The organism is Salinibacterium amurskyense, from assembly GCF_002797685.1.
Taxonomy (GTDB): domain Bacteria; phylum Actinomycetota; class Actinomycetes; order Actinomycetales; family Microbacteriaceae; genus Rhodoglobus; species Rhodoglobus amurskyensis.
Window position 1 is genome coordinate 1,326,353 of record NZ_PGFH01000001.1, and the last position, 14,816, is coordinate 1,341,168.

A 14,816-nucleotide genomic window follows, 5' to 3' on the forward strand; every position below is an offset into this window, starting at 1 on the left:
TCGAACTACTTAGTGGCGGGGCGACGGAAAGCGAATGCCGCTACGAGCGCGCCGAGACCGGCGACGAGACCGGCGATTCCCAGACCGCGGGCAACCGGGTCGCCGCTGGAAGCTGCAGCCTCGTCACTGTGCTCGTCTTCACTGGCGTGGTCGTCGCTGTCGCCGTGAGCATCGTCGTCGGTTGCGGTGTCACCGTGGTGATCCACCGGAGCATCGTTGACGTAAAGGATTGGAGCAGGCTTCTCCGCTCCCTCTTCGGTGCCATTCCAACTCACAACGGAACCATCGGTGTACGTCTGGTCGGCGGTCAGTACAACGCTTCCGACATCCGGAACCGGTCCGAGTGAGATCGGGAGCAAGAGCAGTGCACCGTCGCCGATTTCGGAACCCGCCTGAGCTGTCCACACAATCGACGTCACGGCTTCGGTGATTTCGCTTTCGCCGATCATGACGGGCTCGGGCAGCTCGCTGCGCACCAACTCAGCATCCCAGCCGGGAACCGGCACGAAGCGCACGCTCGTGAACGGGGTGTCGGTGGGCAGGTTCAGTTGCACGCGGTTGGTCTTCTCGGTGTCTGATTCGTTGGGAACCTTGACGGTGATGAGGGCGTAGCTTCCAGCGTCTGACTGGCCCGGGTCAATAGTGACGTGAGCCATCGCTGCGAGCGGAGCCGCTACTGCGAGTGCAGCACCAGCGGAAAGGGCGAGGGCAACTTTAGTTAAATTCTTCATTGTTTTCTTTCTCAAAAAGGGTCGCAAATGAGCGACAAATATCGGGGGATGCTGTGCGGCGTCGTTAGGCCGCGGCGAGAGTGGCCGGTGGGCCCCGATAGCGCGTGATGGAGAGAAAGCGAGGGACAAGGTCAACGGCGGGCGTGCTGCGCGGCACGACGCGGAACTCGAGAACAGGAGTTGAGCCGAGGGTGAGCGTGGCGAACAGGCGCGAGACGAACATCCGCGCTGTATCGAAGAGCCCCCAGAACGCGACTTCGGCGTAGCGAAAAGCCACGATGGTCACTACGGCAGCGACGACGTGGGAGAGGGACATCGCCGAATCGGCGGACTGCGCTACCGAGCTGAAGTCAAACGTCATCGCGGCCATGTTGTGCTCAGCGATGCCGGTAGGGGCCAGCATTGAGCTGAAAAGTGCGTGATACATCGCTTGGCTCGCCATAATTGCGATGCTCAAACGGGCGAGTGAGATCGTGCGCCCGGCAAGCAGGGTGCAGATCGCGATCGAAATCACGAGGGAGACGCCCATGCCGAAAAGCGATGGCGAAATGCCGCCAGCGAATTGATGGGAGAACGCCGCCGTAAAGGTGGCGAAGAAAGCGGCGATGCTGCCTCGAAGCACGCGCATGGCACGGGTATGCATGGGGCTCCTTCGAGGTCGGCGCTAACCCTTCCAGCCTAGTTCGTCTTCGCGGCCTCGTTGACTGCATGGAAGCTGGGATGTTGCGGTGCAACCGACTCGCCGAAACGCCGCCTGTAATGGTGACGGAGACTGACCGAATATCGGGTTAGGCTCATTGTCAAGGTATTTACTCAAGGAGAGGAACCGGCATGGCCCGAATTGGGGAAAGCGCGGACCTGCTCAAGTGTTCCTTCTGCGGCAAAAGCCAAAAGCAGGTACAGCAATTGATCGCCGGTCCGGGTGTCTATATCTGCGACGAGTGCGTAGATCTGTGCAACGAGATCATCGAAGAGCGTCTTGCTGAAGCTGGCGAAGAGCCGTCGAGCGAATTCGACCTGCCTAAGCCACGCGAAATCTACGACTTCCTTGAGGAATACGTCATCGGCCAAGAGGCAGCTAAGCGCTCGCTCTCCGTTGCCGTCTACAACCACTACAAGCGCGTTCGTGCTCGCAGCACCATCACCTCCGCCGATGCGGTCATCGACGATGTGGAGATTGCCAAGTCGAACATTCTGCTCATCGGTCCCACCGGTTGCGGTAAGACCTATCTCGCTCAGACTCTGGCCAAGCGCCTCAACGTTCCGTTCGCTGTTGCGGATGCCACAGCACTGACCGAAGCCGGCTACGTCGGCGAGGATGTCGAGAACATCCTCCTCAAGCTCCTTCAGGCTGCCGACTACGACGTCAAGCGTGCCGAGACGGGCATCATCTACATCGACGAGATCGACAAGATCGCTCGCAAGGCTGAGAACCCGTCCATCACGCGCGACGTGTCTGGTGAGGGCGTTCAGCAGGCGCTGCTCAAGATTCTTGAGGGCACCGTCGCGTCCGTTCCGCCGCAGGGTGGGCGCAAGCATCCGCATCAAGAATTCATTCAGGTAGACACCACCAACGTGCTCTTCATCGTTGCGGGAGCTTTCTCGGGTCTCGAAGAAATCATCTCTAACCGCGCGGGCAAAAAGGGTATCGGTTTCGGTGCTCCGCTGCACAGCAAGGGTGACGATGTGAACCTCTTCGGTGAGGTTCTGCCCGAAGACCTCCACAAGTTCGGCCTCATTCCTGAGTTCATCGGTCGCCTTCCTGTCGTGACCACGGTCACCCAGCTCGACCAGGTTGCTCTCATGGATATTCTCACCACGCCTAAGAACGCTCTCGTGCGCCAGTACCAGCGCATGTTCGAGATCGACGGTGTTGAGCTGGAGTTCGAGCGCGATGCCCTCGAAGCGATTGCCGACCTTGCCGTGCTTCGCCAGACCGGTGCTCGCGGATTGCGTGCCATCCTCGAAGAAGTTCTCGGGCCGATCATGTTCGACGTTCCCTCCGACGAGACCGTCGGTCGCGTCATCGTGACTAAGGCTGCCGTTCTGGAGAACGCGGCCCCCACGATCGTTCCTCGTAAGCCGGTGCGTGCGGAGAAGTCCGCCTAACGGCACCTTTCGTCTCGCCCACGCTTCTAGAAAGCGCAGATGCCTCCGGGCGTCTGCGCTTTTTTAGTGCCCGAGAGCGCTCGGCACGCGATGTAGGCGCTCGATGGCGGGCAGATGCGGGCGCAAGACGAGTCGTCGGGTGGCGAGGTGGCCGAGAAGTGATGTTCCTGAGGGCGATCGCGCCGGGCAAACACATTGCAGCCAAATTCGGGTGAGGCTGAGATGGGATCGCCCTCAGGACATCGTGCTAGGTGACGTCTAAGTGTGAAGGGGCGCGACTAACGCGACCGGCACTATTGTGCCCGACCGGAGGGCATTAACGAAAGGTTTTCACCAATTTTTGTGGGTCGAGCACAACAATCCACCAACTGCTGTGCTTTTCCTAGGAGCTTCAGGCAATGCGTTCACTTCTCGCGTGGCTTTAACTAAAGTGCGGTCGTCGATTTCGGTGAAATCGACGACCGCACTCGTGTGTTGGTGGTTAGTTGAGGCCGCGACGGGTTAGTAGCGGCTGCAGCTCGGCGTCACGTCCGCGGAAGTCGCGGAAGGCTTCGAGCGGGTTCTTGGAACCGCCGACGCCGAGCAGCCGCGAACGGAAGCGGTCGCCGTTTTCGCGGGTGAGTCCGCCGTTTTCGGTGAACCACTCGACAGTGTCGGCATCCAACACTTCACTCCAAATGTAGGAGTAGTAGCCAGCGTCATAGGCGGAGTTTGCAAAGATGTGCTGAAAGTAGGTGCTGGAGTAACGGGGAGGCACGGCGGGGTTGTCGAGACCGACTTCGGCCAAAGCCTGCGCTTCGAAAGCGGCGACATCCGTGACATCGTCGGCAACACCGATGCGGTGCCACGCCTGGTCGATCAGGGCGGCAGCCAAGTACTCGCTCGTGAGGAAGCCTTCGTTGAAGGCGGCGCTGGCCTGAATGCGCTCCACGATCTCGCGGGGCATGGGCTCGCCGGTCTCGTAGTGCTTGGCGTAGTTGTCGAGAACCTCGGGCCAGAGCATCCACATTTCGTTTACTTGGCTGGGGAACTCGACAAAGTCGCGGTAGGTGTTGGTGCCCGCGAACTTGGGGTACGTGACGCGGGCAAAGAGCCCGTGCAGCGCATGCCCGAACTCGTGGAACAGCGTGTTGACCTCGTCATAGGTCAGCAACGTTCTCTCACCGGCGGCCGGCTTCGGCACGTTGAGGTTGTTGGTGACAATCACCGGATGCCCGAGTAGGTCTGACTGCGAGATGAGCGAGTTCATCCAGGCACCGCCGCGCTTGGAATCCCGCGTGTAGAGGTCGAGGGTGTAAAGCCCGACTTCAGTGCCGTCTTCGTCGGTCACCTCGAAGACCCGCACATCAGGGTGGTAGGCGGGCAGATCACGGCGCTCGCTGAAAGTGACGCCGTAGAGCTTGGTGGCGGCGAAGAAAACTCCGTCACGAAGCACGCGCTCCGCCTCGAAGTACGGACGCATCTGGGTGGTGTCGACGTTGTACTGCTCGGCGCGCACCTTTTCGGCGTAGTACGCCCAGTCGGCGGCCGTCACCTCGGTGCCCGCGAGCTTTTCTAGTGCCGCGTGCTCATCACGAGCGTTGCGCGCTGCGGCAGGAGCAAGCTTGCCCAGCATGTCAGCGACCCGCTGCGGGTTCTGCGCAGTCTCATCGGCCGTGACCCAGGCGGCGTGGCTCTCGAAGCCTAAGAGAGCCGCACGCTGCGAACGAACCTTTGCGATCTCAAGCACAAGTTCGCGGTTGTCGAACTTTCCGCCGCGGATGCCACGGGTGCGCGACGCTGCCATGACCCGGCCGCGAACATCCGCATTCTTCAACACAGAGAGGTGTGGTTGGTTGGTGGGCAGGATGAGCGTGATGAGGTACTTGCCGGTGAGCCCGCGATCATGCGCGGCGCTGGCAGCCGCCGAGATCTCGGAGGCGTCAAGGCCGTCGAGCTCGTCGATGCTGTCCACCACGACGGCGAGGTCGTTGGTGTCGGCGAGCAGGTTCTTCTCGAACTTGGTCGTGAGGGTCGAGAGCCGCGAGTTGTAGTCGCGCAGGGTCGCTTTGGCCTCTTCGGAGAGGCCAGCGCCGGCAAGCGTGAATTCGGTGAAGTAGCGCTCGACGAGGTAGCGGGCTTCGGCATCCAGCTCGGTGGAGTCGAGACCGTCATGAATGCTGCGAATGCGTTCGTAGAGGGCACTGTTGAGGCTGATGGCGTCGTTGTGCGCGGCAAGCTGGGGAGCGATGACCTCTTCGAGAGCATCCGAGGCTGCATCGCCATCGGCGGAAGTCTTGTTGAAGAAGACGATCGCGACCCGGCTCAGCAACTGGCCGCTCTTTTCGAGCGGGATCATGGTGTTCTCAAAGCTGGGGGCTTCAGCCTGCGCTGTGATCGCTTCGATCTCGGCGAGTTGCTCAGCCATACCCTTCTCGAACGCGGGAGCGTAGTGCTCGTCTTCGATGTCGGCAAAGGGTGGCATGCCGAAGGGCAGCGTGCTGGGCTCAAAGAAAGGATTGGTCATTCATCTACCCTATTCTCGGAAGATGACGAGCGAGCGATATACCCACGGCCATCATGAAAGTGTGTTGAAGTCACACACGTGGCGCACGATCGCCAATTCGGCGGCGTACTTCGAGCCGCACCTTGAGTCGGGGCTCTCGTTGCTCGATATCGGCTGCGGGCCGGGCACGATCACAGCGGAGTTTGCCGACCGACTGGCCCCCGGCCGCGTTGTCGGGCTGGATGCCGCGCCCGCAGCGATAGAAAAAGCATCGGCTTTCACTGCCGAGAACCTGAGCTTCATCGTGGGTGATGCGTATGCGCTGCCGTTCGATGACAACAGTTTCGATCTCGTGCATTCGCATCAGACCCTGCAGCATTTGGGCGATCCGGTCGCGGCTCTCGTGGAGATGAAGCGCGTCGCCAAACCGGGCGGACTCATTGCAGTGCGAGACGTCGACTATGCGGGCACTATTTGCTTCCCCGAGTTGCCGGGGCTGAAGGTCTGGGCTGATGTGTACGACACGGTGCATCGCAGTAACGGGGGAGAGCCAAATGCGGGCCGCCGTCTAAAGGCGTGGGCGATGCAGGCGGGCTTGAGCGACGTCGTCACGTCAGCATCGATCTGGAACTTCTCTGACGACACTGACCGCCAGTGGTGGGGCAGCATGTGGGAGGCGCGCGTGCTGGAATCGGCCTTCGCCGCGGACGCCCTGAGCAAGTCGCTGGCCACGCAAGAGGTACTGCAGCAGATCAGCAGCGCGTGGCGTGAGTGGGCGGATTCGCCCGAGGGCTGGATGGCAATGCCGCACGGTGAGATTCTCGCGCGAGCGTAATCTCACCGGCGGCCTACCGGGTTCTGCAGAAGAGCCGTGTGGAAGGTGCCTTACGAAACGGGTTCTTCGACGGTGACGGTGCCGTCGGCGCGTTGGCGCACGACGGTGCCGTCGTCGAGTTCGGCAACAGGACGCGATTCAAGCCACGTGAGCGTCCAACGCCACGCGCTTGTATCGAGGTGGGCGACATCCGCTTCAACACCAGCGATCGCCTCGCGCATTGCTGCGCCGAGGCGTTCGGGTACGTCGCCGCCGACCGGCCATCGAGTGCCGAGCTGCATTAAACGTTCTTTTCGTACAGGATCCACGACGTGCGGTCAGCGACCTTGTCGTAGAGAGCCTTAGCGCTGTCGTTTTCCTTGTTGGTGATCCAGCGGAGCTTTCCGCCGCCATCTTCTGCCGCACGAGCAGCGATGTCGTCGATGATCGTTCCGGCAACTCCGGCACCGCGGTGCTCGGGGTCGACGTACAGGTCATCCATGAACCAGCCCCAGGAGGCGGTGAAAGTGTCGGGCAGGCGGCGGTACAGGCCAAAAGCGGCTACTGCACCAGGAGTGGGGCGGCCTTCGGGGGCCACGGCAACAACAGCGTTGAGCTGTGCCGAGTCATCCATGAGCCATTCCCAAACGCCCTGAACGATTTCATCGGTGAACTCAGTGTCGTAGAACACTCCGTACTTTACGAAGTGTGCTTTCCACTGGTCAAAATCGTCGTGCTGAATGTCGCGAACTGTGTACGAAGGCTTCTCTGAATTCGTCATTTATTCAACAATACGCGGTTTTGGGGTTCGACGCCGCGCCGGCGCCGAACCCTCAGCAGACCTTTAGGCAGAAGCCTCAGGTGCAGCTTCAACCAAAACGATGTCGCGAACCTCGATGTCATCGGCTTCCACAATCGTCAGATCGTGGATGCGGCCAACAGCCTTCAGGTCGTCAATAGCGGCAGCAATCAGCGCTGGCCCTGCGAGGGTGGCCGAGGTTACTTCCGTCTTTTGTGATGCCTTCGCGTCGGTCTTGGCACGGCGGATCGTGATGAGTGCCTGGCTGACCGCGTGGAACAGACCACTCGGCTCAGCGGTGACGCCGAGCTCGTCGGCGGTGGGCCACGATGCCGAGTGAACCGAGGTGTTGTGCGTCCAACGCCAGACCTCTTCGGTAGCGAACGGCAGGTACGGTGCGAAGAGGCGCAGGAACACGTCGATCGCGGTGTGCAGGGCACGGTTCGCGCTCGCTTGGGCTCCGGGGGTTCCTGCGCCGTAGGCGCGCTCCTTGACGAGTTCGAGGTAGTCGTCGCAGAAGGTCCAGAAGAACTTCTCGGTGACCTCGAGCGCCTTGGCGTGATCGAAGTTCTCCAGCGCTGTGGTGGCCTGGTCGACAACCGAAGCGAGCTCAGCGAGCATCTCCAGATCGAGAGCCTCGGTAACTACCGCACCGGAATCCGTTGCCGCAGCAGCGGGAGCCGGGAACGAGTAAACGAACTTCGACGCGTTCAAGACCTTGATCGCGAGTCGGCGACCGATCTTGATCTGCTTCGGGTTCTGCGGGTCAAAGGCCGCGTCGGTTCCGAGGCGGCTGGATGCTGCCCAGTAGCGAACGGCATCCGAACCGTGGTCATCGAGCATGCCCTTGGGCGTTACAACGTTGCCCTTGGACTTGGACATCTTCTTGCGGTCGGGGTCAACGATGAAGCCGGAGATGCCGGCGTTCTTCCACGGCACCGTTCCGTGCTCGAGTTCCGAACGCAGAGCGGTCGAGAACAACCACGTGCGAATGATGTCTTGGCCCTGGCTGCGCAGCGAGTAGGGGAAGACCACATCGAACAGCTCGGGGTCGGTCTCCCAACCACCGGCAATCTGCGGGGTCAACGACGAGGTGGCCCACGTGTCCATGATGTCGAGTTCGCCCTCGAAGCCTCCGGGAACGCCACGCTGGTCTTCCGTGTAGCCGGGAGCGGTATCCGACGAAGGATCGATCGGCAACGAGTCTTCACTCGGAACGATGGGCGAACCCTTTTCGCCCTCGGCGTCGAGCTCGTACCAGACGGGAATCGGAACGCCGAAGAAGCGCTGGCGCGAAATGAGCCAGTCGCCCGTGAGGCCACCAACCCAGTTGTCGTAGCGAACGCGCATGTGGTCGGGGGTGAAGTTGATCTGCTGGCCAGCGTCAAGAAGGCGGCTGCGCAGCTTCTCGTCGCGCGCACCATTGCTGATGTACCACTGGCGCGTGGAAATGATCTCGAGGGGCTTGTCGCCCTTTTCGAAGAACTTGACCTGGTGCTGGATCGGCTTAGCGTCACCGATCATTTCGCCGGAGGCCTTCAAGAGCTCGACCATGGCGGCCTTCGCGCTGAAGACCGTCTTGCCCGCGAGCTCAGCGTAGGCAGACTGAGCGGCGTCGCCCACGATGACATCGGGAGCGTCAGCGATGATGCGGCCGTCGGCGCCGATGATGGTGCGGTTCGGTAGGTCAAGCTCGCGCCACCAGACAACGTCAGTGACGTCACCGAACGTACAAATCATGGCGATTCCCGAACCCTTGTCTTGCTGAGCAAGGTGGTGGGCAAGAATCGGAACCTCAACGCCAAAGATCGGCGTCTTTACCATCGTGCCGAAGAGGTGCTTGTAACGCTCATCGTCGGGGTGAGCCACGAGAGCAACACAGGCAGGCAAAAGCTCGGGGCGCGTCGTCTCGATGTGGATGTCCTCGCCATCCGCCTTATGGAAAGCCAAGCGGTGGTACGCGGCAGGCTGCTCTTTGTCTTCGAGCTCGGCCTGCGCAACGGCAGTGCGGAACGTGATGTCCCACAGGGTGGGAGCATCCGCCTGGTAAGCCTCGCCGCGCTCAAGGTTGCGCAGGAACGCACGCTGGGCGGCACGCTGAGCGTCATCGCCAATGGTGCGGTAGGTGAGGTTCCAATCAACGCTCAATCCGAGCTGGCGCCAGAGGTCTTCGAACTGCTTTTCGTCTTCGGCCGTCAACGTCTCGCACAGCTCAACGAAGTTGCGACGCGAGATCGGTAGCTGGGCTGCAGCCTTCGTCGACTTGCCTTCGCCACCCTGCTGCGGAGGCTCAAAACCCTCGTCGTAGGGGAGCGTGGGGTCGCAGCGTACGCCGTAATAGTTCTGAACCCGACGCTCAGTGGGCAGACCATTGTCATCCCACCCCATCGGGTAGAAGATCTCCTTGCCACGCATGCGCTGGAAGCGAGTGACCAGGTCCATGTGGGTGTAGCTGAAGACGTGGCCAATGTGCAGGCTTCCGGATGCCGTTGGCGGGGGAGTATCGACCGAGAATACGCAGTCAGAACCATCGGTGAGCGCCTTCTGGCGATCGAACCGGTACGTACCTTCGTTCTCCCAGACGGGAGCCCATTTGCCTTCGAGGCCTTCTAGGGCGGGCTTTTCGGGAACGCTCGACGACATTATTTCTCCGGTTCGATATGTGCGGCACCGAGTCAAAGAAGAGGTGCCTGAGTGTGAGTGGTGCTCCCCATCGTAACCGAAGGAGGCAGGCCGAACGAGAACGCTGCGGCGAGCTGGAACGGAGACTGCCGCGGGAACTAATTCTTGGTGACCGTCACCGACTTATGGGTGAGTGTGCCCGCAGAATCCTCGAGGGTGACGGTGTACACCTCGGAGTCATTGCTGCACTGATAATCGATCGTGTAGGTCGCCGTCGTGGGCACCTCTTCGAAGGGCTCAGCCTTCGCATTCGTCGTTCGTACGCCGATCCACGCACGTACGGCATCCGCGCTGCTCCAGGAGAAGGTGAGCTGGCTCGTGGGGTTTGCCGACGTACACATCGCGCTTTCCGGGGCACTGAACGTGGCGAATGACGGGCTCGCGGCTGGCGGCGGCGGAGCAGTGGTCGGCTCGGCCTCCGGGGCTGGCTCTTCAGCCTCGCTCTCACTCGGCTCGGGAGAAGGGCTCTCACTCTCGCTGACCGACGGAGTCGGCGACGTCGCCACCGGCACGGAGTCGCCTGAGCCTCGTATCGCCATCAGCGTCAAGGCAATGACGAGAGCAATGAGAAGCAACCCGCCCACAATCGTCAGAATGATCAGCAGGGTGCGTGACTTACCCTCCGGCTCCGAAAGAGGCAAGGGCGGCTTACCCGACCCGGGCGGCGTTGTTCCGCCGGCAGCACCGCCGCCGGCAGTACCGCCTCCAGCAGGCTCGAAGCGCTCCGTGGGAGTGTCACCGCTCTGCGCCTCGAAGCGTTTGGTGGGAGCATCGCCGCTCTGAGCATCGAAACGTTCGGTCGGTTGGTCGTTACTCATGGCATCGCTCCAAGATGGGGGGATCATGCAAGCAGTCCAGCGTGGCAGAAGCCTAAACCCGTAGCCTGCCCATGTCGAGAGCTACTCAACAAGCGCGGGGGTGGGGGAGCGCCGAGGTGCCTTCCGCGAAGACCGCGCTAGCGGGCGGTGAGTGCTGAGGCGAAGGCGCGTTCGACGAATGGCTCGAGGCGACCCCGTTGTGGTCCCGCCTGCGCCCACTCTTGCGCGGCCGCGACAACACACGCGATCAGGGCATAGGCCTGCGCGCGAGCAGCAGCTGGCTCAGCACCGTGACGCTGGGCGAACCCCGTCAATAGTCGGGCCTGCGTCGCGAAACGGCTCATGGCCGACGCCTGCAATTCCGCCGCACTACCGATCAAGTCATACTGCGTGAGAATGAACGGAACATGCTGCGACTCCAACGGTGCGACAGCGGCAAGCATGGCTGCACGGATGGCGTGGCTCGCGTCGGCAGGCGGCGCCGGCTGCTCAGCCAACGCTGCCTTCAGTCGCTCGGTAGCGGCATCCAGCTCGACCCAGAAGACTTCGCCCTTAGCGTCGAAATAGTTGAAGAACGTGTTGCGGCTGACGCCCGCACGGGTGGCGATCTGGTCGACCGTGGTGCCGGTGTAACCGTTCTCGATAAACAGCTCGAAGGCAGACTCTTGGAGGAGTTCGCGAGAGGCAGCGGGCGGGCGACCACGAGTGGCAGAGCGGGAAGGTGTCACGCGATCATCCTCTCACTCGCGGCAGGGCAGACAGAAGAGACTGCGTGTACGGATGCCGAGGGTTCGTGAAGATTTCATCTGTCTCGCCTGTCTCCACAATGCGGCCCTCGGTGATCACGGCTACGCGGTCGCTCATGTGGCGAATCACTCCGAGGTCGTGCGAGATAAAGAGGTAGCTGAGGTGAAGGTGGCGCTGCAGTTCGTCGAGCAGATTCAGCACGCGGGCCTGAGTCGAAACATCCAGAGACGACACCGGCTCGTCGCACAGAATCGTCTGCGGGCCCGGGGCGAGAGCACGCGCAATGGCTACCCGCTGGCGTTGGCCGCCCGACAAATGCAGCGGACGACGGTTCTTGAGCGCCGGCGGCAAACCCACCGCGTCGAGAAGTTCGGCCGTTGTCGTCAATGAACGGCGAGTGTCGGATGCTCGCGCGCTGAGGGCATCGTTCAGGATGCGCTCGACGCTCAGCCGTGGATCGAACGAGCTCAAGGCATCCTGGTAAATCGCGCCCAGGGCGGGACGAAGCGGGCGGCGCTCGCGAGCACTCAGCGAACCCCACTCGTGGCCGGCCAGCAGCACTTCGCCGCTGTCTGCGGTCTCGAGCCCCAGCGCGATGCGCGCGATCGTGGTCTTGCCCGAGCCGGACTGGCCGACTAAGCCGAGTGTCGTTCCGGCGGTAAGGGAGAGGGAGACCGCGTCGAGCGCCTGAATGGGGGCGCCGTGGGGTGTCGGGTAGCGGCGAGAGACGGACCGGAGTTCGAGGGCGGGAGGTGCTGCGGAATCGGCGCTCGCCGCGGTCGTGGCGTGATTCGACGTCGTCACGGCAGAAACGGTGCCGGCGACCGGGGCTGCGACCGCGACAGGTTCTGGGGAAGCCTCAACGACAGTTCTGAGATCGGGCTTGGTGTCCGCCGGCAATGTCAGCGGAACGCCGCGCGGAACATCCACGGGGATCGCGGCGAGCAACTGTTGTGTCGGCAGTGCTGTCGGCGCTCGCAGCAGGGCGTTTGTCTCACCCGTCTCCACGATGCGGCCTTCGCTCATGACGGCAACGCGATCAGCAACGCGTGACACCACTGCCAGATCGTGGGTGATGAGGATCATGGCCGTGCCGCGGTCACGCAGAGACGACAGCAAGTCGAGCACGCGAGCTTGGACCGTGACGTCGAGAGCGGTCGTGGGCTCGTCGGCGATGATGAGGGCAGGGCCTGCCGCGATTCCGGCAGCGATAAGGGCGCGTTGGCGCAGTCCGCCCGAGAGCTCGCCCGAACGTTGGCGTGCTCGCAGTGCCGGATCGGGAATGCCCACGGCATCCAGCAGTTCCAGCACACGGGCCTGCCGCTCGCGTTGGCTGAGTGTGGTGTGTAGCCGCAGCACATCATCGATCTCACGCCCGACGGGTCGCAATGGGTCGAGCGACACGAGCGCATCTTGCAACACCAGCCCAATGGATGCTCCGCGAATGCTTCGCCACCGTCGAGCACCGGGTGCCGGAAGGCTCTCTCCCGCCAGACTCAACTCGCTGAAGCTCACGTGGGCTCCGGCGGGCGCAAGCCCGAGCAGGGAACGGGCCGTGACGCTCTTGCCCGAACCCGACTCTCCGACAATGGCGAGGCATTCGCCGGCGGCGACCTCGAAGCTCACGCCATCGACGGCCGGGCGGGCGGCGCGGTCGAAGTGCACGCTGAGGTTGCTCACGCGCAGGAGCGGGGTGGCGGTCATCCGCGGGCCTCCTGGCGGGTGCGGGCGTTGAGGGCGCGCCCGAGCACGGTGAACGATGCGGCGGTCGCGACGATGGCGAGACCGGGGAAGACCGTGAGCCACCAGGCGACGTCGATGTAGGTGCGGCCGCTGGAGAGCATCGCGCCCCATTCGGCGGCAGGCGGGGCGACGCCGAGGCCGAGGAAGCCGAGCGACGACGCCCAGACAATGGCTTGACCAACACCGAGAGTGCCGAGCACAAAGATCGGCGAGAGTGCGCCGGGCAGAATGTGTTGCCACACGATTCGCGCCCGCGAATGGCTGAGCACTGTTGCGGCCTCCACGTAACTGGCGTTGCGAACGCTGCGCAGTTGGCTGCGGATGATGCGCGCATAGCCGGGCGCGGTCGAGAGACCCACCGCCACGGTCGAGGTGACCACTCCGGGCCCGGCGATCGCGATGAACACGAGCGCGAGCAGCAGGCCGGGAAGAGCAAACATGACCTCGACGATGCGGGTGCTGACGAAGTCGCCGAGTCTGCTGCCGAGCCCGCCTAGGAGCCCGAGAACGAGCGCAAGGCCGAGCCCGACCGTGGTGGCGGCGGTTCCGATGAGGAGGGAGTTTCCGGCGCCGAAAACGACGCGGGTGTAGACATCGCGACCGGACTCGTCGGTGCCGAAGAAGTGGGCAGCCGATGGTGACTGGAACGCTTCGGCAGGGGCAACGGCATCCGGGTCAGCGGTCGTCATGAGCTGCGGTGCGAGAGCAGCAGTCAGAATAAGTGCAAGCACGGCGAGAGCTATCATGACGCCCGTGTTGCGAAGCCACCCGTAGCGGCCCCGGATGCCGGGAGCGCGCCCCGCAGGCTGCGAGAGCCGGCCAGCCAAGATTTCGGTCATCGTGATGCCACCTCCGTCACGCGAGGGTCGACGATGCGGTCGACGACATCCGTTGCGACTGTCACGATGATGAAGGTCAACGCAGAGAGCAGCGCGACGGCGGTGACGACGGGGATGTCGCGGATGGTGACGGCACTGAGGAGGGTTCTGCCGAGGCCTGGCCGCGCAAAGATCGTCTCGACAACAACGGCACCGCTCAGGAGTGAGCCGAAGGCCCAGCCGGAGAGGGAGATGCCGGGAAGAGCCGCGTGGCGCAGCACGTGACGAAGGCGCACTCCCCATTCGCTTTCGCCGCGAGCCCGGGCCGAGAGCACGAAGGGCTGCTCGTAGGCGTTGGCCAAGGACTCGCGCATGACCTGGCCGAGGAAGCCGGTGAGGGGCAGAGCAAGGGTGAGCACGGGCAGAACAAGACCGAGGGGGCCAGGGACGCTAATCGGGGGAAGCCAGTGCAACGTATTGCTCAGCAGAATGATGAGCAGCGACGCCAACCAGAAGTGGGGAACGGCAGCCGCCAGCAATTCGAGTCCCGAGCCGACTGCCCGCGAGACGCGTCCGCGACCGCTCGTCGCCAAGGTAAGGCCAAGAGCGCCCAGCCACGCCACTACGAGCGAGGCAAGTGTGAGCACGAGCGTTGACCAGAGTTGCGTCAGCACATAGGGAGCCACCGCCACCTTGAGGGCGTACGACGTGCCGAAGTCGGCGACCGCGAGCTTGCCCATCGCCAGAAAATACTGAACGATCAGCGGCTGGTCGAGGCCATAGTCGGCGCGAATTTGGGCCACGGCTTCGGCGGACGCTTGCGAGCCGGGACCACCAAGAATCGCATCGACCGGATCGCCCGGAATCAACCGCAGCGCAAAGAAAATAACGGTTGCGACAGCCCACAGAACAAACGCCCCGCCGCCCACCCGGCGCGCGACCCACCCCAGCGACCGCAATCGCGTCGCTGGGGTGGAGACACTTGCTACTGCAGGAGCGTCAGTCGAAACCGTCACAGAGGGCGTTCCTTGGTGGTGGGCTGAGTGGGTGTGTCGACGACCGGATACTTC

13 protein-coding genes are annotated in these 14,816 nt (G+C 62.8%); 2 read left to right on the forward strand and 11 right to left on the reverse strand.

Going from position 1 to position 14,816, the window contains the following annotated elements; translation table 11 throughout:
- Positions 1-5: 5 nt before the first annotated feature.
- Positions 6-731, reverse strand: a complete 726-nt coding sequence (locus CLV85_RS06360) for a YcnI family copper-binding membrane protein (RefSeq protein WP_100388717.1) — start codon at positions 729-731, stop codon at positions 6-8.
- A gap of 64 nt (positions 732-795) precedes the next feature.
- A complete protein-coding gene (locus CLV85_RS06365) occupies positions 796-1,374 on the reverse strand; it encodes a hypothetical protein (RefSeq protein ID WP_147433353.1) in 579 nt (192 codons plus the stop codon).
- Between the two features lie 188 nt (positions 1,375-1,562).
- On the opposite strand from CLV85_RS06365, the gene clpX reads away from it, so the two are divergent.
- Positions 1,563-2,840, forward strand: a complete 1,278-nt coding sequence (gene clpX / locus CLV85_RS06370) for an ATP-dependent Clp protease ATP-binding subunit ClpX (RefSeq protein ID WP_100388719.1) — start codon at positions 1,563-1,565, stop codon at positions 2,838-2,840.
- A gap of 481 nt (positions 2,841-3,321) precedes the next feature.
- Here clpX and CLV85_RS06375 read toward each other — a convergent pair whose 3' ends face one another.
- The gene (locus CLV85_RS06375; RefSeq protein ID WP_100388720.1) at positions 3,322-5,346 is read right to left on the reverse strand and encodes a M3 family metallopeptidase; all 2,025 of its coding nucleotides are present in this window, start codon (positions 5,344-5,346) and stop codon (positions 3,322-3,324) included.
- Between the two features lie 22 nt (positions 5,347-5,368).
- Here CLV85_RS06375 and CLV85_RS06380 point away from each other — a divergent pair, with 22 nt between their 5' ends.
- Positions 5,369-6,160, forward strand: a complete 792-nt coding sequence (locus tag CLV85_RS06380) for a class I SAM-dependent methyltransferase (RefSeq protein ID WP_100388721.1) — start codon at positions 5,369-5,371, stop codon at positions 6,158-6,160.
- 50 nt (positions 6,161-6,210) lie between these two features.
- Here CLV85_RS06380 and CLV85_RS06385 read toward each other — a convergent pair whose 3' ends face one another.
- From CLV85_RS06385 to CLV85_RS06420, 8 genes are all read right to left on the reverse strand, one after another.
- Positions 6,211-6,441 carry a hypothetical protein gene (locus tag CLV85_RS06385; RefSeq protein WP_100388722.1) on the reverse strand — a complete coding sequence of 77 codons (231 nt, stop codon included), beginning with the start codon at positions 6,439-6,441 and terminating at the stop codon, positions 6,211-6,213.
- Positions 6,441-6,920 carry a GNAT family N-acetyltransferase gene (locus CLV85_RS06390; protein WP_100388723.1) on the reverse strand — a complete coding sequence of 160 codons (480 nt, stop codon included), beginning with the start codon at positions 6,918-6,920 and terminating at the stop codon, positions 6,441-6,443. The genes CLV85_RS06385 and CLV85_RS06390 overlap by 1 nt, the downstream gene beginning before the upstream one ends.
- Before the next feature lie 63 nt (positions 6,921-6,983).
- Positions 6,984-9,581 (reverse strand): valine--tRNA ligase, encoded by a 2,598-nt coding sequence (valS, locus tag CLV85_RS06395; RefSeq protein WP_100388724.1) that lies wholly within the window; start codon positions 9,579-9,581, stop codon positions 6,984-6,986.
- Positions 9,582-9,718: 137 nt separating this feature from the next.
- Entirely contained in the window at positions 9,719-10,438 is a 720-nt protein-coding gene (locus CLV85_RS06400) for a hypothetical protein (RefSeq protein WP_100388725.1), read from the reverse strand.
- 137 nt (positions 10,439-10,575) lie between these two features.
- Positions 10,576-11,166: a TetR/AcrR family transcriptional regulator gene (locus CLV85_RS06405; protein WP_100388726.1), complete on the reverse strand. Its 591-nt coding sequence runs from the start codon at positions 11,164-11,166 to the stop codon at positions 10,576-10,578.
- Between the two features lie 4 nt (positions 11,167-11,170).
- Entirely contained in the window at positions 11,171-12,889 is a 1,719-nt protein-coding gene (locus CLV85_RS06410; protein WP_100388727.1) for a dipeptide ABC transporter ATP-binding protein, read from the reverse strand.
- Positions 12,886-13,767, reverse strand: a complete 882-nt coding sequence (locus CLV85_RS06415; protein WP_100388728.1) for an ABC transporter permease — start codon at positions 13,765-13,767, stop codon at positions 12,886-12,888. The genes CLV85_RS06410 and CLV85_RS06415 overlap by 4 nt, the downstream gene beginning before the upstream one ends.
- Positions 13,764-14,762, reverse strand: a complete 999-nt coding sequence (locus CLV85_RS06420) for an ABC transporter permease (protein ID WP_100388729.1) — start codon at positions 14,760-14,762, stop codon at positions 13,764-13,766. Before CLV85_RS06420 ends, CLV85_RS06415 begins: the two co-directional genes overlap by 4 nt.
- Positions 14,763-14,816: the final 54 nt, after the last annotated feature.

What these genes read in the sequence shown, in the direction of transcription:
- CLV85_RS06360 (WP_100388717.1), bottom strand. Translation starts at nt 731, where the DNA reads ATGAAGAATTTAACTAAAGTTGCCCTCGCCCTTTCCGCTGGTGCTGCA.
- CLV85_RS06365 (WP_147433353.1), bottom strand. Translation starts at nt 1,374, where the DNA reads ATGCATACCCGTGCCATGCGCGTGCTTCGAGGCAGCATCGCCGCTTTC.
- clpX (WP_100388719.1), top strand. Translation starts at nt 1,563, where the DNA reads ATGGCCCGAATTGGGGAAAGCGCGGACCTGCTCAAGTGTTCCTTCTGC.
- CLV85_RS06375 (WP_100388720.1), bottom strand. Translation starts at nt 5,346, where the DNA reads ATGACCAATCCTTTCTTTGAGCCCAGCACGCTGCCCTTCGGCATGCCA.
- CLV85_RS06380 (WP_100388721.1), top strand. Translation starts at nt 5,369, where the DNA reads ATGACGAGCGAGCGATATACCCACGGCCATCATGAAAGTGTGTTGAAG.
- CLV85_RS06385 (WP_100388722.1), bottom strand. Translation starts at nt 6,441, where the DNA reads ATGCAGCTCGGCACTCGATGGCCGGTCGGCGGCGACGTACCCGAACGC.
- CLV85_RS06390 (WP_100388723.1), bottom strand. Translation starts at nt 6,920, where the DNA reads ATGACGAATTCAGAGAAGCCTTCGTACACAGTTCGCGACATTCAGCAC.
- valS (WP_100388724.1), bottom strand. Translation starts at nt 9,581, where the DNA reads ATGTCGTCGAGCGTTCCCGAAAAGCCCGCCCTAGAAGGCCTCGAAGGC.
- CLV85_RS06400 (WP_100388725.1), bottom strand. Translation starts at nt 10,438, where the DNA reads ATGAGTAACGACCAACCGACCGAACGTTTCGATGCTCAGAGCGGCGAT.
- CLV85_RS06410 (WP_100388727.1), bottom strand. Translation starts at nt 12,889, where the DNA reads ATGACCGCCACCCCGCTCCTGCGCGTGAGCAACCTCAGCGTGCACTTC.
- CLV85_RS06415 (WP_100388728.1), bottom strand. Translation starts at nt 13,767, where the DNA reads ATGACCGAAATCTTGGCTGGCCGGCTCTCGCAGCCTGCGGGGCGCGCT.